Origin of the sequence: Loktanella sp. PT4BL, assembly GCF_003201935.1 — a bacterium.
Lineage (GTDB): Bacteria > Pseudomonadota > Alphaproteobacteria > Rhodobacterales > Rhodobacteraceae > Yoonia.
The window spans coordinates 659,778-677,906 of the sequence record NZ_QJJL01000002.1; the positions used below are offsets into that span (position 1 = coordinate 659,778).

At 58.6% G+C, this 18,129-nt stretch carries 21 protein-coding genes; 14 read left to right on the top strand and 7 right to left on the bottom strand.

The genetic code is table 11. The features are described from left to right. Nucleotides 1-6: 6 nt before the first annotated feature. From C7964_RS08185 to C7964_RS08220, 8 genes are all read left to right on the top strand, one after another. Nucleotides 7-267, top strand: coding sequence for a DUF1289 domain-containing protein (locus C7964_RS08185; RefSeq protein ID WP_110279166.1), 261 nt, complete (start codon nt 7-9; stop codon nt 265-267). Then, on the top strand, nt 264-734 hold the full coding sequence (locus tag C7964_RS08190) for a hypothetical protein (RefSeq protein ID WP_146214838.1): 471 nt from the start codon (nt 264-266) through the stop codon (nt 732-734). The genes C7964_RS08185 and C7964_RS08190 overlap by 4 nt, the downstream gene beginning before the upstream one ends. A 110-nt stretch (nt 735-844) precedes the next feature. Next, complete coding sequence (locus tag C7964_RS08195; protein WP_110279457.1) at nt 845-1,315, top strand: Dps family protein; 471 nt, start codon at nt 845-847, stop codon at nt 1,313-1,315. A 159-nt stretch (nt 1,316-1,474) separates the two neighbouring features. Then, a complete protein-coding gene (locus tag C7964_RS08200; protein WP_110279168.1) occupies nt 1,475-1,909 on the top strand; it encodes a hypothetical protein in 435 nt (144 codons plus the stop codon). Further along, the gene (locus tag C7964_RS08205; RefSeq protein ID WP_110279169.1) at nt 1,906-2,556 is read left to right on the top strand and encodes a MotA/TolQ/ExbB proton channel family protein; all 651 of its coding nucleotides are present in this window, start codon (nt 1,906-1,908) and stop codon (nt 2,554-2,556) included. Before C7964_RS08200 ends, C7964_RS08205 begins: the two co-directional genes overlap by 4 nt. Further along, nucleotides 2,549-2,929 carry a biopolymer transporter ExbD gene (locus C7964_RS08210; RefSeq protein ID WP_286163844.1) on the top strand — a complete coding sequence of 127 codons (381 nt, stop codon included), beginning with the start codon at nt 2,549-2,551 and terminating at the stop codon, nt 2,927-2,929. Before C7964_RS08205 ends, C7964_RS08210 begins: the two co-directional genes overlap by 8 nt. Further along, a complete protein-coding gene (locus tag C7964_RS08215) occupies nt 2,926-3,312 on the top strand; it encodes an ExbD/TolR family protein (protein WP_110279171.1) in 387 nt (128 codons plus the stop codon). Before C7964_RS08210 ends, C7964_RS08215 begins: the two co-directional genes overlap by 4 nt. After that, nucleotides 3,312-4,211 carry an energy transducer TonB family protein gene (locus C7964_RS08220; RefSeq protein WP_286163845.1) on the top strand — a complete coding sequence of 300 codons (900 nt, stop codon included), beginning with the start codon at nt 3,312-3,314 and terminating at the stop codon, nt 4,209-4,211. The genes C7964_RS08215 and C7964_RS08220 overlap by 1 nt, the downstream gene beginning before the upstream one ends. A gap of 25 nt (nt 4,212-4,236) precedes the next feature. Here C7964_RS08220 and C7964_RS08225 read toward each other — a convergent pair whose 3' ends face one another. After that, nucleotides 4,237-4,545 carry a DUF6525 family protein gene (locus C7964_RS08225; RefSeq protein ID WP_110279173.1) on the bottom strand — a complete coding sequence of 103 codons (309 nt, stop codon included), beginning with the start codon at nt 4,543-4,545 and terminating at the stop codon, nt 4,237-4,239. Continuing rightward, entirely contained in the window at nt 4,542-5,750 is a 1,209-nt protein-coding gene (locus C7964_RS08230; protein WP_110279174.1) for a GTP-binding protein, read from the bottom strand. Before C7964_RS08230 ends, C7964_RS08225 begins: the two co-directional genes overlap by 4 nt. A 107-nt stretch (nt 5,751-5,857) precedes the next feature. On the opposite strand from C7964_RS08230, the gene C7964_RS08235 reads away from it, so the two are divergent. Beyond that, the gene (locus C7964_RS08235; RefSeq protein ID WP_110279175.1) at nt 5,858-6,268 is read left to right on the top strand and encodes an RrF2 family transcriptional regulator; all 411 of its coding nucleotides are present in this window, start codon (nt 5,858-5,860) and stop codon (nt 6,266-6,268) included. 108 nt (nt 6,269-6,376) lie between these two features. On the opposite strand, the gene C7964_RS08240 is transcribed toward C7964_RS08235, so the two are convergent. Genes C7964_RS08240 through hmgA form a run of 5 tightly spaced genes read right to left on the bottom strand, consistent with a single transcriptional unit; the run spans nt 6,377 to nt 11,825 of the window. Further along, a complete protein-coding gene (locus tag C7964_RS08240) occupies nt 6,377-6,559 on the bottom strand; it encodes a DUF2783 domain-containing protein (protein ID WP_110279176.1) in 183 nt (60 codons plus the stop codon). Nucleotides 6,560-6,561: 2 nt separating this feature from the next. Continuing rightward, nucleotides 6,562-8,187: an FAD-dependent oxidoreductase gene (locus C7964_RS08245; protein ID WP_110279177.1), complete on the bottom strand. Its 1,626-nt coding sequence runs from the start codon at nt 8,185-8,187 to the stop codon at nt 6,562-6,564. Nucleotides 8,188-8,211: 24 nt separating this feature from the next. Next, a complete protein-coding gene (locus C7964_RS08250) occupies nt 8,212-9,162 on the bottom strand; it encodes an MBL fold metallo-hydrolase (protein WP_110279178.1) in 951 nt (316 codons plus the stop codon). Nucleotides 9,163-9,175: 13 nt separating this feature from the next. Continuing rightward, entirely contained in the window at nt 9,176-10,432 is a 1,257-nt protein-coding gene (gene fahA / locus C7964_RS08255; RefSeq protein WP_110279179.1) for a fumarylacetoacetase, read from the bottom strand. 34 nt (nt 10,433-10,466) lie between these two features. Beyond that, nucleotides 10,467-11,825, bottom strand: coding sequence for a homogentisate 1,2-dioxygenase (gene hmgA / locus C7964_RS08260; RefSeq protein WP_110279180.1), 1,359 nt, complete (start codon nt 11,823-11,825; stop codon nt 10,467-10,469). A 93-nt stretch (nt 11,826-11,918) separates the two neighbouring features. Between hmgA and C7964_RS08265 the strand changes: the two genes are divergently transcribed. The 5 genes from C7964_RS08265 to C7964_RS08285 all read left to right on the top strand — a co-directional run bounded on the left by C7964_RS08265 (nt 11,919) and on the right by C7964_RS08285 (nt 18,127). After that, nucleotides 11,919-12,374: a MarR family winged helix-turn-helix transcriptional regulator gene (locus C7964_RS08265; protein WP_110279181.1), complete on the top strand. Its 456-nt coding sequence runs from the start codon at nt 11,919-11,921 to the stop codon at nt 12,372-12,374. A 133-nt stretch (nt 12,375-12,507) separates the two neighbouring features. Further along, the gene (locus tag C7964_RS08270) at nt 12,508-14,646 is read left to right on the top strand and encodes an esterase-like activity of phytase family protein (RefSeq protein ID WP_110279182.1); all 2,139 of its coding nucleotides are present in this window, start codon (nt 12,508-12,510) and stop codon (nt 14,644-14,646) included. 361 nt (nt 14,647-15,007) lie between these two features. Further along, nucleotides 15,008-16,309, top strand: a complete 1,302-nt coding sequence (locus C7964_RS08275) for an extracellular solute-binding protein (protein ID WP_110279183.1) — start codon at nt 15,008-15,010, stop codon at nt 16,307-16,309. A gap of 73 nt (nt 16,310-16,382) precedes the next feature. Further along, entirely contained in the window at nt 16,383-17,264 is an 882-nt protein-coding gene (locus C7964_RS08280) for an ABC transporter permease subunit (protein WP_110279184.1), read from the top strand. 11 nt (nt 17,265-17,275) lie between these two features. Further along, the gene (locus C7964_RS08285) at nt 17,276-18,127 is read left to right on the top strand and encodes an ABC transporter permease subunit (RefSeq protein WP_110279185.1); all 852 of its coding nucleotides are present in this window, start codon (nt 17,276-17,278) and stop codon (nt 18,125-18,127) included. Nucleotides 18,128-18,129: the final 2 nt, after the last annotated feature.

An 18,129-nucleotide genomic window follows, 5' to 3' on the forward strand; every position in this document is an offset into this window, starting at 1 on the left:
CCTATCATGTCCAAGATCCCTAGCCCCTGCATCAGCGTCTGCAAATTCAAACGCGAAGGCCATTGCATCGGATGTTCCATGACCAAAGCGCAGAAGTCGACCTTCAAGGCTTTGAAAAAGAACAAACACCGCGAGGCCTTTGTCGCGCTTGTCGTCGCCCAACAGTCCGTCATGGGGCGCTACAAACACTGGGAACAGGTGTATGAAAAGCGGTGCCGCAAGAAAAAGGTGACCCTCACGATGCTGGATGGCGGGAAGGCCGCTTGAACAGATTGCGCCGCGAAAGTCCCAACAATAAGGACCATGACGAGATGCCCGCATCCGTTCGTCAGATCTCTTCCAAACGCGCCTTGGCGCCGGATGGTTCGGATGCCTCGGAAGGCCTGATCGACCACCTGCGCGGTGTCGCGCGCACCAACCGGTGCAAGGCGTATATCGAGCTTTTCGGTGCCTGTGCCGCCCTGTCGGCGAACCGCAATATCGCAAGACATGCGGCAGCCGAAGTGCTGGTGCGGTGCCTGTCCCAGGCTTTGCAACGCCGTCCGGCTTTCTTTCGTGTCGGAGAGAAGGAAACCTCGTTTGATGAAAAATGGCTGCTCGCATTGGCCCGCAGCCTCAAGAACGATGATGAGGCCAGCGCAACTTTCCTTCTGAATTCGCGTGTTCCGAAGCATGCGCACCGGAATCTGGTGTTCCTTCTACGCAATGTAACTGACAGTTTTACTCAAGTTTAGAATCGTTCTAAAACCGCTTGTCCGATGCAATTCCACCATATATAAAAGTGGTGCAAGCCAGCTAACTGCCAGCCAGCACAAAAGTTATTTTTTTGATGCAGGAGGCCCCCTTGACCCAAACCGCCCAGACACTTTCAACCGACGCAACCACACAGATTGCCGAGGCACTCAATCAGTGCGTTGCGGAAACCGCAGTAACCACGATGCTGGCACAAAACTTCCATTGGAATGTGACCGGCATGGCCTTTGGCCCCCTGCATGATCTGTTCCAGAAGATCTACGAGGACCATTTCGTTGCTCAGGACGATCTGGCCGAACGGATCAAGGCGCTCGACGCCCATGCAGAGGGAACGCTCGCCGGAATGTTGAAACGCTCCAAAGTCGCGGAAGTTGATGGTGTACCCGCTGCCGAAGAGATGATCCGTCTTATGAAGGAAGCACAGGAAACGCTGGCCGAAACAATTGCCGGTGCAGGTGAACTTGCCGCAGGTCATGGTGACACGCTGACCGAAGATCTCTGCATTGCGCGCGGCCAGGTACATGAAAAATTCGCCTGGATGCTGCGGTCACACCTGGCCTGAAGCGGACAGGACGGTCCTCGTCCTGCGCCCCCTGCAGAAAAAGACATACTAATTTAATCAGGTATTGAACACGAACCTGCTGGATGGTAACAAAGCGCCATCCAGCAAGGGCGTGGCGCCCCAGCCAGATGACCCATCGGGAAATCGAAGGCTGGAAGAATGTCCAAATTCAAATCAGTGCGTGCAGCTACCGTTCTGGCTGCCTGTTTGTTGGCTGCGCCTGCCCTCGCACAAGAGGCACAGGGCGCGCATATCTCTATTGAACTCAATGCCGTAGAGCCTGTCGAAGAGGCCTGCCGGATCAGTTTTCTTGTCCGGAACGGACACAGCATTGATATCCAACAAGCAGTCTACGAGGCGGTGCTTTTTGACACGCAAGGACGTGTTGACCGGCTCACACTCTTTGATTTCGGCGCCCTGCCCGCAGCGCGGCCCCGCGTGCGGCAATTCGTGGTGCCCGGTCTTGCCTGTGCGTCAATGGGAAGCCTTCTGATCAACGGCGCAGAAACCTGCGCCGGAGACAATCTGCCTGCAGGTGCTTGCAGCGACGGGCTCGCACTTCAGAGCCGCACCGATGTCGAGGTGCTGGGATGATCGTCCAGCTTCAAGAGAGTGTACGGCAGCTGGCAGCGCTTGGCGGACCTGTCGTCCTGCTGCTTTGCGTGCTTTCGGTTCTGGTTCTGGCAATGGTTCTGTTCAAACTCTGGCAGTTCGCGGCGGCAGGTGTCGGACGCCACAAGGCGCTGCAGGATGCCATCGCAGCATGGGATACAGGCGACAGGACAGCAGCACGCGCTCACCTCAGCAGGTCGCGCAGCTACCTTGTTCCGGTTGTCACCATGGCGCTTGACGGCCAGACGGATGCGGCCCGCCTTGAAGCAGAGGCCGAGGCACGCTTTGCCCGGCTGGAAAGCGGCTTCAGGTTTCTCGACTCCGTCGCACAGCTTGCCCCCCTCTTGGGTCTGTTCGGCACCGTTCTTGGCATGATTTCTGCGTTTCAGGCGCTTCAGCAGGCAGGGACCCAAGTCGACCCCGCGATCCTTGCAGGTGGCATCTGGGTGGCCCTGTTAACCACTGCTGCAGGCCTTGCTGTGGCGATGCCGACCTCTGTCATCCTGAGTTGGCTCGAGACCCGCATGGATGCAGACCGCGTGCTGGCGCAAAAGGCCCTGCACACGGTGCTGTCGCCTTCAGGTAATCGTATAGTCACGGACCTGCACGGTGTCGCCGCCCATGCGTAATATACGCCGCAGGCGCAGGCTGTCGATGACATCCCTGATTGACGTCATCTTCCTGCTGCTTCTGTTTTTCATGCTGTCCTCGACATTCACCCGCTTCTCCGAGGTCGAGTTTGCCGCGGCCCGCTCAGGGGGAACTGCCTCCTCTGAACGTCCGGTCTTTTTATCACTGGCCGCAGTATCGTTGCGCCTGAACGGCTCGGAAACGGCTCTTGACAGTTTGCCCCCGGCGCTCGCCGCGCACAGGACCGGTGATACCCCCCTTGGGGTGCTGGTCTCGACCGGCGCTGATGTGACGGCGCAGCGACTGACTGACCTGCTAGTGGCTCTCCGTGCGATCCCGCATATCACTGTAACGGTTCTGGAGGCGACATGAGACATCGCCGCACCCGAAGCGAACGCGAACCGACCATCGCGCTGATCAATATCGTTTTCCTGATGCTGATCTTCTTTCTTGTCGCAGGCTCACTGGCCACACCACTGGACAAGGATCTGCGGCTGGTACGCACCGCTGATCTTGCGGGTGCTGCACCCGCAGATGCGCTGGTTTTGCACGCCGACGGGCGCATGACCTATGAAGGTGCAGTCGTCACCTCGACCGCAGCTTTTGTCGCCAGCCTCCCCGAAACGGCGCGCGCGCGCGTGCGGATCATCCCGGACCGTGATCTGCCGGCGTCAATGCTGGTCACCCAAGGCCGTGCCTTGCGCGCGGCGGGCGCGGAGCACGTTGTGATCGTGACCGAACAGGGGTTGGAATAATGCGCCATACCGGTCCGGCCAAGTTGGTGGCCCTGTCTCTGGCCCTTGTTGCCCATAGCGCGCTGGCCATTACGTTTGTCGCGCCGGAAACGCCACAGACCGAGGGTGGTGGAGGTGCCGCCGAGGTCCGGCTGGGCAGCGCATTTGCAGACATGGCGGCCGGCACCCTGAGTGCTACGCGACCGGAAGCGGCCCAAGAAACGCCACCGACAGAGATACCACCGGCAAAGACAGCCGATCTGGCCGTGCCAGTTGAAGCAGAGACAGTGCCACCCGAACACGTGACCGCGACTGCCGAAAGCGAAACGCCCGAGCGTATCGTACCCACGCAAGCCTTGCCTGTGATGCGCGACACCGCCTCCGCAACGCCTGAAGCGGTACAGCCGCGACCGGCACGGATCGTCGCCGAAACCGCCGACAGCCTTGCTGTGGCACGCTCAATGCGCCCTCAGGCACGCCGCGCAGATTTTGCGGAAACGCAGGCGCCCGTGCAGGTGGCGGCTCCCCGCCAGCAACCACCCGCCAGACCCGCGCCGGGAAATGCAGATCGCAACGCGCAGGCGGGTGAAGCATCGGGAAATCAGGACGCCGTCGCGCAACAAAGCGGGCCTGGCGGGCGCCAGCAGGCTGCGGGAAATGCCGCTGCAAGCGACTACCCTGGTCTGGTCATGCGGATCCTGTCACAGGCGGGTAAACCGCGTGTGCGCGCGCGCGGCGCCGCTGTGGTGTCCTTCAGCATTGGCCCGCAGGGCGGATTGGCCTCGGTGTCATTGGCCCGCCCTTCAGGTTCGGACGCCTTGGACCAGGCAGCGCTGCAACTGGTGCGCGGCGCAGGCCCCTTTCCGACCCCGCCAGCAGGCGCGCGGCGCAGTTTCTCGATCCAGATCGAAGGGCGTTAGCGGGAAGCGACCAAGACCGGCGTTGTCACGGATACAGATCACTTGACGTGACCCGGTTGTGACTGCGCTCTTGCCCCGCCAGAGAGGCACGCCAGATCGGATCCTTGGCAAGTGTTTGCGCCTGCGCGCGCTCAAGGCGCGCCAGAACGGCCTCGATCGGCTCACCCCGCGCGCGGGCACGTTGCCAGATGCGGCGGCATGACACGGGCGACCATGGCAAGGCGGCATCTGCCAGCCACCCCCGCAATGCAGGCGGCAGGGCGTCATAGGCCCGCATCGGATCCTGCCTGCGCCGTTTCCGCTTCAGACCCGTTTCACCGAGATTGCCGGTCATGTCCCGTCCGCACGCCGCCAGAGCGGGAAAGGATCGGGTAGATCGGGCAGCGTGTCAGGCCCGGCAGCCACAGTCTCGGGCACCAGACAGGCGTCCAGCCGCGCCCGGATCGCAGGCCAGTCGATCCCCGCACCGATAAAGACAATCTCCTGCCGCCGGTCACCCCACGGCTCGGACCAATGCTGTGCGGCATAGGCCCGTGCGCTGTCATCGTCTGGCCAACGCTCGCGGGGCACTGCCGCCCACCATGTGCCAAGCGGCTTGACCGACGAGAGCGCACCCGCAAGCGAGAATTCAGCCACCCAATCGGGCCGTGTCGCGATCCAGAAATGGCCCTTGGCACGGATCACGCCGGGCAAATCGCCGTTCAGAACGGCGAGAATGCCTTCAGGCGCGAAGGGTTGGCGGGCACGGTAGACATAGGATGATACGCCGTATTCTTCGGTTTCCGGCACGTGATCGGCAAATCCGTAAAGCTCCTTTGCCCACATCGGATGTTCATGCGCCTTTTCGAAATCAAAAAGACCCGTATCAAGGATCGCATCCGCTGCGACGTCTGAATGGTTTGTTTCAATGATACGTGCATCGGCGTTCAGGCTGCGGATGATCTTGCGCGCCGCATCCCTCCGCTCGGGTCCGGCATCACTGATCTTGTTCAGGATCACCACATCGGCAAACTCGATCTGCTCGACCAGCAGGTTTACCAGCGTCCGGTCGTCCTCCGCGCCCAGCGTCTCACCGCGGTCACGCAGGAAATCGTGGCTGGCATAGTCACGCAACAGGTTCACCGCATCGACGACCGTCACCATCGTATCAAGCCGCGCCACATCCGACAGGCTTTGCCCAGCCTCATCGCGGAAATCGAAGGTGGCCGCGACAGGCAAGGGTTCAGAGATACCGGTGGACTCGATCAGCAGATAGTCAAAGCGCCCCATGGCCGCGAGGCGGCGCACCTCCTGCAAGAGATCGTCACGCAGCGTGCAGCAGATACAGCCGTTCGACATCTCGACCAGCGTCTCATCGGTGCGCGACAGCGCGCCTTCGGCGCGCACCAGATCGGCGTCGATGTTCACTTCGGACATATCGTTCACGATCACCGCAACGCGCCGCCCCTCGCGATTGTTCAGGACGCGGTTCAGCAGCGTTGTCTTGCCAGCACCCAAGAAGCCTGACAGGACTGTGACGGGGAGACGGTCTTGGTTCATGGCTGGCTTCCTTGCAATGTGGGCGTTGACTCCCGTAACTAGAGAAGTTACGCGATTCCCGCAACTCACATTGTTACGTGAATGGTCGCACATCGGGAGATCACCTTGTGAAACGCAACAGCCGCCTGTCACTGGCCCTACACACGCTCAGCCATATGGCCCATGCGCCCGACAGTCTGCGCAAATCCGCCGACATTGCCGCCCATGCCGGCACGAACCCGGTCGTGGTGCGCAGGGTTCTGGGGAATTTACGGCAGGCCGGGCTTCTGGTATCCGAGGCGGGTCATTCTGGCGGTTGGCGCCTCGCCCGACCACCGCAAGAGATCACGCTTGCGGATGTCTACCTTGCCCTTGATGAGCGTCTGGCCGCGCCACAAATTGACGACACTGCGCACGGATGCAGCGTCGAACATGCGCTGTATGATCGTGTGTCCAAGGTGATGGCCGAGGTGGAGCAGACCCTGATCCAGAAACTGTCCGAAACAACGATCCTTGAAATCCGCGACTCCGCCGATTGATCGCTGCGCGTTGTAAATCGAACGCGCCTGCTTTCGCAAAATCCTGACAGTCCGTAATACTCTGGCCACGGCAGTTGCACCGCCAAGACGACCTGAGATTTAGCCGCGCTATTTCGCGGCTTCCAACGCGGCGCGCAGGATAGCGCGGTCGCCAATATGGTTGGCCAGAACAAGGATCAACCGCGCGTTGAACGCGTCGCTTTCGTCTTTGCTCAGCCCGTTATGCGCGCCGAGAAGTTCATCGTAGAACCCGTCAGGATCATTGATGTTTGGTGCAAGATTGAGTTCCATAGTCACCCTCCCCGTACTGTTGCCGTCCGCACGGCGGCCTTGATATCTGCGGCATCTGCCACAGCCCAGCGCGCGACGACATGCTGGTCGGGCCGGATCAGATAGATCCCACAGGGCTCATCCCCCAGATACCTTGCCGCAATGGCCCCCGTCGGATCATCATGCCTCGTGTCCAGCCTGATCGTCCGCACTGCAATGCCATCGACATCCGCAACATCAGACGGCGCGGTGTTCAGTGCCAAGACCGTGAAATCGCCGCCGAGTTGTTCCAACAGAAAACCATCCGCCACAGGCGCATCGGCACAACTGGCCCCGACACGGCTCCGCGCGGGTCCGTTCAGTTCATCCGGCCCGTTCAACGACAGCCCGTCATAGACACAAGGAACCGACAGGCGGCCGGAATTGACCAGGGGCCGTGCAAAGGCGTGTTTCTGCGCCAATTCAAGAACGGCATTGCGGAAGACCTTGCTGATCGCGGTCTTTGGCGTCAGGAAGTCTGTCGCGCGGGTTGAATTGAGGATGTTCTCATCCGCCCCATGCACCCGCTCTTCGGAATAGCTGTCGAGTAAACTCTCCGGTGCCAACCCTTTGACGACAAGATCCAGCTTCCATGCGAGGTTGTCGGCATCCTGCACGCCCGAATTGGCACCACGTGCGCCAAAAGGCGAAACCTGATGCGCGCTGTCACCTGCGAACAACACGCGTCCATGACGGAAGCTTTCCATGCGGCGGCATTGGAATGTATAGATCGAAGTCCACTCAAGCGTATAGTCCGCCCCTTCGCCCAACATCGCATCAACCCGCGCACGGATATTTTCGGGCTTCAGTTCCTTGGCGCGGTCAATGTCCCATCCAAGCTGAAAATCAATGCGCCAGATGTCGTCGGGTTGTTTGTGCAACAGGGCCGACGCGCCGCTGTTCTTGAAAGGCGGCTCGAACCAGAACCACCGCTCGGTCGGGAAATCCGCTGTCATTTTCACGTCGGCAATCAGGAAGTTATCCTCGAACACGCGCCCGTCAAACCGCAGCCCCAACATATCGCGGGTGGGCGAACGCGCACCGTCACAGGCGATCAGCCAGTCGGCCTCAAGCTGATAGGGCCCGTCAGGCGTGTCGATATCGACACTGACAAAATCCTCATGCACGGTTATGGCGGTGACAGCGTTCTGCCCCCTGATTTCGATGGGGCAACCATTGCTTTGGGCCTCGCGGACGGCATCCACGAGGAACTTCTCGAAATAGGGTTGTTGCAGATTGATGAAGGCAGGCGCCTTGTGCCCGTCTTCGGGTTGAAGGTTGAATTCAAAGACCTTCTGGTCGCCATGAAACACTTTGCCCACGTTCCAGACGACGCCCTTGTCGACCATCGCCTGCCCCGCGCCCAGCCGGTCGCAGATCTCGAGCGTGCGTTTGGCAAAACAAATGGCACGGCTGCCCTGCCCGACCCCTTCATGGTCATCAAGCACCAGCACCGGCGTGCCCTTGCGTCCCAGATCAAGGGCAGCCGCCATACCCACAGGCCCGCCCCCGATGATGACGACAGGATGGCGTACAGGTGCAGCCCCTATGGCAGCCACTTTTTCGTAAGGATAGAGCTTGAATGCGATGTCGTAGCGCACGTCGACCATATGTTGACCTCCCCTGACGAACCCTCAGCCCTGCAATTGCGCCCACATTTCCAGATCGCGCTTGTCGGTCCAGATGCGCGGGTGCCAGATCCCGCGGGCCTCGTCGTAAGCGCGGCTGACGTTGAACGGCAGGCAGTGCTCGTAGATTGCGTAATCGCTGAATTTCGGATCACATTCCGCGCGCACGGCGTCCCATGCGTCTTTGAGTGAACCACCCCGCATGGCGACCTTCTTGGCAGGTTCAAACGTGCTTGCGACGAATTCACGGGTGCTCTCAATGGCGCGCTCCACAGCCTCTTTGCCGATCAACGCCCCCCCGCGCCCCGGTGCAATTGCATCCACATCATAGGCCTTGATGTTGTCGAGCGTCTGGCCCCAATCGCCGAAATAGCCGTCACCACAATAACAGGCGGAATGGTCTTCCACGATATCGCCTGTGAACATCACGTTCTGGTCCGGCACATGAATGATCGCATCACCCGCCGTATGGGCACGGCCGATATGTTTGATATCGACACGGCGTTTACCCAGATAGACGGTCATGGCATCGCTGAAGGTCGTGGTTGGATAGGTCAGGCCGGGGATGGATTCATGGCCCTCGAAAAGACGTGGGAAGCGTTGGAATTCACTGTCCCAATCCTCTTGCCCCCGCTCGACCACCATGGCGCGGGCAGTATCGGACATGATGATCTGATCGGCACCATAGGCCGATGCGCCCAGCACGCGCACCGCGTGGTAATGGGTCAGCACGACATGGCTGATCGGTTTGTCGGTAACCTCGCGCACCTTTTCGATGACCTTGTTGGCCAGCCGCGGCGTTGCCTGCGCCTCGACAATCATGACGCTGTCATCGCCGATGATCACGCCCGAATTCGGATCGCCTTCGGCTGTAAAGGCCCAAAGCCCTTCGCCGACTTCGTCAAAGGTGATCTTCTTTTCGATCATATCCCCTTGGGATGCGAATGCTTTTGCCATTTTATCTGTCCTCTTATGCAGGGAATTTGACCGCAGGGCGGATCGTGCCCTCGCAGGTCCCGAAGCCGATTTGATACCCGTCACCCAGTGCGGCACCGCGCAGGATCAACGTGTCGTTATCTTCAATGAATGTGCGTGTCTCACCGGTGTCGAGCGTCAACGGCGTGCGTCCTGCCCAGCTGAGTTCCATCAGTGATCCGAATTCGGATTTTTCAGGTCCCGAGATCGTCCCCGACCCCAAAAGATCACCCGCATTCATACCGCAGCCGCCGCTTGCATGGTGGCACAATTGCTCGGCAGCAGAATAATACAGCCGCTTGGCGTTGGTCTTGCAGATCGACGTCGCTTTGGTGGCACCTTCGGGCTGCATCAGGACCTCAAGCGCGATGTCGTAGAGCCCGTCAATTGTGCCATCCAGATAGGGCAGCAATGCCTTTTCGCGCGCGGGTGTCGGCACGCGGAACGGTTCCAGTGCGGCTTTCGTGACAATCCATGGAGAGATCGAGGTCCCGAAGGCCTTGCCCTGAAACGGCCCGAGCGGCTGGTACTCCCACCCCTGAATATCACGCGCCGACCAGTCGTTGAGCAGAACAAAGCCAAAGATCATGGCATCGGCCTGATCCACTGTGACCGGTGCGCCAAAGTCCGAGGGTGTGCCGACAATCGCGCCCATTTCGAGCTCGATATCCAACCGTTTGGACGGACCAAAAGACGGCCTATCGGCATCCGGTGCCTTTGACTGGCCATTGGGGCGGGTTATCTCGGTACCGGAGACCACAACCGATGACGCGCGACCATTGTAGCCAATCGGAATGTGCAGCCAATTTGCCGGCAGATCAGGGGATCCGCGCAGGATTGCGCCCATGTTTTCCGCGTGCTGGCGACCGGCGTAAAAATCCGTGTACTCGGACACCTTAAAGGGCATGTGCAACTGCGCATCGGCCTGTGGCACCAGATAGGGTGTGATGGTGGCTTGGTCGCCAGACCCCTCGGCCAGCATCTCTTGCAAGCGCGCGCGCAGATTGGCCCAAACCTCTGGCCCCAGTTCCATGACCTGGTTCCAGAAAGGCAGATCGAATACCGCTTCCGCGTCCAGTTCAATCAGTCCAGCCGCTTCCAGCGCCGCAATATCAAGGATCATATCCCCGATTGCGACACCGCAGCGCGGATCTTCGTCCGCCAGTGAAAAGACGCCATATGGCAGGTTGTTCAGTGGAAAAGGTGTCTCGGCGGAGTTGGCGCTGGCCACCCAGCTTTTCATCAAGGGCATCGGCAGCCTTTCACGTCTGGATATGCACGGCGCGTCATTTCTTGCCCGGTGTCCCGTCGAATTTCTTTTCCAGCGACGCCCAGCAATCAATGTAATCGTCCTGCAACGGTGCCTCTTTCGCGGCGAATGCCGTCAGGTGCTGCGGAAACCGCGTTTCGAACATAAACGACATCGTCTCGTCGAGCTTTTCCGGTTTGAGATCCGCATTCGACGCCCGCTCGAACGCTTCCTTGTCAGGGCCGTGCGGAATCATCATGTTATGCAGGCTGATGGATCCGGGGGCGAAGCCGTTCGGCTTGGCGTCATACTTGCCATAGATATTGCCCATCAGCTCGGACATGACGTTCTTATGATACCAAGGGGGGCGGAATGTATCCTCCATCGTCATCCAGCGTTCGCGAAACAGGACAAAATCAATATTGGCCGTGCCGGGCACACCGGATGGCGCCGTCAGTACGGTAAAGATCGACGGATCGGGATGGTCAAACAGGATGGCCCCGATCGGGCAGTAATTGCGCATGTCATATTTGACCGGCGCGTAATTGCCGTGCCATGCCACAACATCCAAAGGGCTTTGGGCGATCTCGGTTTCGTGGAATTGACCACACCATTTCATCGTCAGCGTGCTTGGCACCTCGCGGTCTTCAAAGGCGGCAACAGGCGTTTTGAAATCACGTCGGTTGGCCATGCAGTTGGCCCCGATCGGGCCGCGCGCGGGCAGTTCGAATTTCTGGCCGTAGTTTTCGCACACGAAACCGCGTGCCGGCCCCTCGATCACTTCGACACGGTACACCAGCCCCCGCGGCAGGATTGCGATCTCTTTGGGTTCCAGATCAATAATGCCAAGTTCCGTACAGAACCGCAGGCGCCCTTCTTGCGGCACCACCAGCAATTCGGAGTCTGCCGAATAAAAATATGCATCCTTCATGCTTTGGATCACAAGATAGACATGCGATGCCATGCCGACCTGCGTGTTCACATCGCCCGCCGTGGTCATCGTGTGCATGCCTGTCACCCACGTCAGCGGCTTGTCGGCATGGGGCAGCGGGTCCCAGCGGTACTGCCCGAGGCTGGTGACGTCATCAATCACATGCGGTGCGGATTTCCAGTAGGGCACGTCAATGCGCTTGTAACGGCCAGAGTGTTTGACCGACGGGCGGATGCGGTAGCACCATGTGCGTTCGTTTTGATGGCTGGGGGCTGTAAATGCCGTTCCCGACAACTGCTCACCATACAAACCGTAGTTGCATTTCTGCGGGCTGTTCATGCCCTGAGGCAAGGCTCCGGGCAGTGCCTCGGTTTCAAAATCATTGCCGAACCCCGGCATATAGCCCTCGGTTGTCCCGACGGGAGATTGCGCGACTTGCATGGAACGCGGCGATTGCTTGTTCATGGGAAACCCTTCCGGCAGATCAGATCGAATCGTTGCATTTGAAACTACCGCTTTGGTATTAGTTGAAAATGTAACTATCAACGGAAATGTCCTATGAGAGCCCCGCCCCCCGAGGACGATGACGCGCATTTCGACCTGAAAGACTTCCTGCCCTATCTGCTGAATATTGCCGGCGAGGTCACAAGCAGCGGTTTCCAGACCAGCTATAAGACCCAGTACGGCATGACCCGCACCGAATGGCGTGTGCTGTTTCATCTGGGCCGCTACGGCGCCATGACCGCGCGTGATATCTGCGCCCGTGCGCGGACGCATAAAACAAAAGTGAGCCGTGCTGTCAGCGCTTTAGAAAGACTCCGCTTTCTGAGGCGTCAGAAAGACCTAGATGACCGCCGCTTCGAAACCCTTTGCCTGACACCAGAGGGATACAAGGCCTACAAGGCCCTGTGTGGAAAAGCAGGAGAGTTTGATCGCGAAGTTTCCGCGCAATTCACAGCCGAGGAAAACGCAATTCTGCGCCGCTGCCTTCGGCAACTGGCGGACCTGCCTTAGGACCAGATGACAAGGCTGTGCTGAAACAGCCTTGCCACCATTATTTTACAAATCTGTCGTCTTTCTGTGACTTTTTGTTCTTGGTCACAGGTCATCCTCCCCCTGTCCATTTGATATCACACAGGAAGAACGAATGACCTATCGCTCGCTGACGATGACGTCTGCCCTTGCCTTGCTTGCGGCCCCTGCATTCGCGCAGGACATGAACTTCAACCGCATCGCCTCTTTCATGGTCGCAGACAACCTGCCCGAAGCGGAGGAGACGTCTGCCGAGATCATCGCGGCCTCCGAAGATGGTATGACCTTGGTCTATACAGACAGCCCAGGCGCCTCGATCGGCTTTATCGACATCACGGATCCGGCAAACCCTGTCGCAGCCGGTGTATTCATGCCCGACGGCGAACCGACATCTGTGGCCGTTATCGGCAACTACGCACTGGCCGGTGTGAACACATCCCCCAGCTACACTGAACCCTCAGGCTTTCTTGTCGAAATCGACATGACCACACAACAGGAAGTCGGCCGTTGCGACCTGCCGGGCCAGCCTGACAGCGTGGGCATCGCGCCGGACGGATCATTCCTTGCAGTGGCCATTGAAAACGAACGCGACGAGGACCTTGGCGATGGTCGCGTCGGCCAGATGCCTGCCGGCTCTGTCTTCATGGTTGACCTGACCGCCGACGGCCTGATCGACTGTGCGACAGCCCGCGTCGCCGATATCACCGGTCTGGCCGATATCGCCCCCGAAGACCCCGAGCCCGAGTTTGTCTCGATCAACGCCGAAAACGAAGTTGTGGTCACCCTGCAGGAAAACAACCACATTGTCGTTCTGTCCTCCGCGGGCGCGGTGCTGAGCCACTTCTCTGCCGGCGAAGTAACGCTTGAAGGCGTCGATACAGAAGAAGAAGGCGCGCTGGTGTTTGACCAGACCATCACTGTCCCGCGCGAACCCGACAGCATCACTTGGATCGACAACACCCATTTCGCCATGGCCAACGAAGGCGACATGGACGGTGGATCGCGCGGCTGGACGATCTTCAGCCAGGACGGCGACCTTGTTTATGAAAGCGGGATGGATTTCGAAAATGCGATCATCCAGATCGGCCACTACCCTGAGGAACGTTCAGGCAACAAGGGTGTGGAACCCGAAAGCGTGACCTTCGATACCTTCGGTGGCACACCTTACGTCTTCGTCGGCGCGGAACGCGCATCGGTCGTCGGTGTCTATGACATCACCGATCCCGCCGCACCCGTGTTGACCCAATTGCTACCATCGGGCATCGGGCCGGAAGGCTATGTGACCATTCCGGAACGTAACCTGCTGATCTCTGCCAATGAGACCGACGACGCAGGCCCGCGCGCCCATGTCATGATCTTTGAATATCAGGACGCGCCTGCCGCTTATCCGCATCTGACATCCGCAGGCATCGAGACGCTGACCGGTTGGGGTGCGATTTCCGGTCAGGTCGCTGCCGAGGACGGGACGATCTACGCAGTCAACGACAGCTTTTACGCAATGCAGCCGACAATCTTCCACATCGACGTCAGCCAGACACCCGCGCAGATCGTCGATGCCATTCGTGTCACGCGCGAAGGCCAGCCGGCACAGCTGATGGATATGGAAGGTATCACGCTGGATGGTGAGGGCGGTTTCTGGATCGCGTCCGAAGGTCGTTCCGACCGCCTTGTCCCGCACGCGATCTACCACGTCGGATCTGATGGCGCGATTGAAGACTACATCACCTTGCCCAACGCACTGCTTGCCGTCGAAGCCCGATTCGGGTTCGAAGGCATCACGCGGGTGGGCGATATGCTTTACATCGCCGTGCAGCGCGAATGGCGCGATGATCCGGCAAACCACGCAAAGGTGTTGGGGTATAACCTCGACAGCGAGGAATGGTCCGTCATCCATTATCCGCTGACCGTGCCAGCAACAGGCTGGGTGGGCCTTTCCGAAATCACAGCCCATGATGACAGGGTTTACTTCATCGAGCGCGACAACCAGCTTGATGCGCGTGCCGTGACTAAGCAGATCACCAGCGTGCCGCTGAGCGCGATGGATGCAATGGTTCCGCTGGGCGAAACCCCTGCGGTTCTGGAGCCCCAACTGGTTGTTGATCTGCTACCCGCGCTCACCTCTACGGGTGGCTACGTTCTGGACAAGGTCGAGGGTCTGGCCATCACCGACGACGGGACCATGTGGGTCTCGACAGACAACGATGGTGTAGATGACCACTCAGGTGAGACGATGTTCTTCGCAATACAACCCTGACCACAGCCCTAAACAACATGACTACTGCGCCTGTGGATTACATCCACGGGCGCATTTTATTTATTAATTACAGAATATTGTGATGCCTTCTTACTGGTTCAAAATCTGACCTGAACCGTTGTATGACACGAGTAATGCACCACACGCACTACAACCTCTGCGATGTTACAAAAACTTTGCATGTTTGTTAAATACGCGTGACCTTCGGGGACCATTGGAGCGTTGGTAGTGTGGGTGGGGGCCCTGCTGCGGCAGTTTCATTCGGCCGGACAGACGGCTCTGCCAGACAGGTTTTGCGCCCCCTTCCACAGACAACCATCTCTTTTTGCCCAAGCGGCAATGTTCAATGGAAGGAACGTAAATGTCCCGTATTACGCTTACCAGCGCCGTCATGTCACTTGCGCTGACCACAGCTGCCTCTGCGCAGACCGAGATCGAGCTCTGGCACGCCATGGGCGGTGCTCTTGGTGAATCCGTCAACCAGATCGCCGAGAACTTCAACGCCTCTCAGGATGATGTCCGGCTGACACCTGTGTTCAAGGGTACTTATGAAGAAACCCTGACCGCTGGTATCGCCGCGTTCCGTGCGGGCGAACAGCCGCACATCATGCAGGTATTCGATGCCGGTGCCGCAACGGTCATCGGCGCGAAAGGTGCCACAATCCCCGTGCAGGATCTGCTGTCCGACAACGGCGTAGACTTCGACATCGAAGATTACATCTCCGGCGTGCGTTACTTCTTCGCCGATAGCGACGGCAAGATGATCGGCATGCCGTTCAACTCTTCCTCGCCCATCATGTACTATAATGTCGATGCGCTCGAAGCTGCCGGCGTCACACCGCCCGCCACTTGGGAAGAGTTCCAGGAAACAACTGCACCGGCCCTGGCAGCCGCAGGCTATATCCCGCTGGCACAATCGCACCTGCCATGGATCTTCACTGAAAACTTCCACAGCCGCCACAACCTGCCCTTCGCGACAAACGACAACGGTTACGGCGGTCTGGACACACAGATCCTCGTCAACAACGATGCTATCAAGGCCCATTTCACCGCGCTGACCGAATGGCAGGATGCGGGCTATTTTGAATGGTATGGCACAGGCTGGGGCGACAACCAGACCCCCTTCGAAGAAGGTAAAGTCGCAATCTGGCTCGGCTCGTCCGGCTCCTTTGGTGGCCTTGCCCAGAAAGACCTCGGGTTCGATTTCTCGGCAACCTACCTGCCCTACTGGGAAGCCGTCACATCAGAGCCAAAGCAGACCTTCATCGGTGGCGCAGCGCTGTTTGCCATGTCCGGCAAATCTGACGCGGAAAATGCAGCAACAGCACGGTTCTTCGAGTATCTGACAGCGCCTGAAACACAGGTGTTGTGGCACAAGGAAACAGGCTACGTGCCAATCACCGAAGCCGCCTATGAGATGGCCGCTGCCGAAGGATACTACGCAGAGCAGCCTGCCGCTGAAATCGGCATTAAGCAGCTGTCACTTGCCGCAGGCGAAAACACCCGCGGGTACCGCATGGGCTTTTACGTGCAGATCCGTGACGTGATGAACCGTGAATACGGCCGCATCCTGACCGGTGAAACCTCGGTCGAGGACGCTTTTGCGACGATCGAAGAAGAAGCCAACCAGCTTCTGTCACGCTTCGCGCAGACCCAAGGCTAGCGCCAAATCATCCGATAATACCCGAACGGCCGCCGGAAAAGGCGGCCGTTCTCACGTACCCAAAGGAACACTTATGAAACGGGCCGGATTTACGACTGTCTCTTTACCTGTGCTGCTCTTGCTGCCCCAGCTTGTGATCATCGCGGTCTTTTTCTATTGGCCGACGGTCGTGGCTTTGCAGTCTTCGTTCTACCTGCAAGACCCCTTCGGCTTTGGCTCCACATTCGTGGGCTTGCAAAACTACATCGACCTTTTTGGCAGTCGCGAGTATCGCAGGATTGCGTCCTTCACCGTGGTCTTTTCACTGCTGGTCACCTTCTTTTCGCTGGCAATCGCCTTGGTCCTTGCCGTCAAGGCCGACAAGGTGCTGCGCGGCGCACGCACCTACCGGACCCTGCTGATGTGGGTGTATGCGGTCGCCCCTCCGGTGGCAGGCTTCATCGCCGTCATCATGTTCAACCAAAGCTGGGGGCCGCTCACCGAATTCTTCGGGTTTTTCGGCCATGATTACATGGTCGGGGTCAACTTCAACGATACCGCCTTTTCGATGATCCTTGCCTCGGTCTGGAAACAGGTCCCGGTGAACTTCATCTTCTTTCTGTCCGGCCTGCAATCGATCCCGCGTTCGGTGCGCGAGGCAGCTTTGATTGATAATCGCTCGGCTTCGGGGCGGTTCTGGGACGTGACCTTTCCACTGCTGGCACCAACCGGTTTCTTTCTGTTGATCATCAACATCACCTATTCACTGTTTGACACCTTCGGCATCGTTGACATCGTCGTCAAAGGAGAGCCGGGCAACAACCCGATGACACTGGTCTACAAGGTCTATGTCGACGGCTTTCGCGGCAATGACCTTGGCGGGTCTTCAGCTCAATCGGTCATCCTCATGGTCCTGGTGCTGGCGCTCACGATCTTCCAGTTCCGTCTGATCGACAGACGCATCCACTATACATAAGGGTCGGTTCAATGCGTAAACTCAAACTGTCGACCGTGCTCGATCACGCTGTTCTCATTGCGGGCAGCCTGTTCATGATACTGCCACTGTTAATGCTTTTGCAGATGACAACCGTGCCGGACACCGAAATCATCCGTACCGGCCCGTCGCTGACCATTGGCGACCAGCTGGATGACAATTTTCGCAAAGCCATGTTCGAAGCATCAGGCTTTTCCGGTGAAAACACCGGTCTGTCGATGCTCAAGAATAGCATGATCCTTGGCATCGGCTTTGCTTTTGGCAAGATCGTCCTCGGGATGATGGCTGCCTATGCCATCGTCTACTTCCGCCTGCGCTTTGCCACTTTTGCCTTCTGGCTGATCTTCACGACGCTGCTTTTGCCGCTCGAAGTCCGCATCCTGCCCTCTTACGAGGTGGTGCAGTGGCTTGGCATGCTCAACACCTACCAAGGACTGATCATCCCGCTGATCGCCTCTGCCACGGCCACCTTCTTTTTCCGGCAGTTTTTCCGCTCTGTCCCCGAAGAACTGGTCGAGGCCGCCCGCATCGACGGTGCAGGGCCTGTGAAATTCTTCATCGATATCCTTGTGCCGCTCAGCCAGACGATGATCGCGGCCATGTTCATCATCATGTTCGTCTATGGCTGGAACCAATACCTCTGGCCCACAATGATCACGACAGATGAAGACATGTACACGCTTGTGCGGGGTATCAAACAGATCGTGCAGGTTCTCGAAGGTGCGGTGGTGCCCGAGTTCGGGCGCTCCAACGTTCTGGCCCTCGTGGCCGTCATTCCACCGGTTCTTGTGGTGGTGTTTTTCCAAAGCTGGTTCGTCAAGGGCCTCACTGAATCCGACAAATAGGC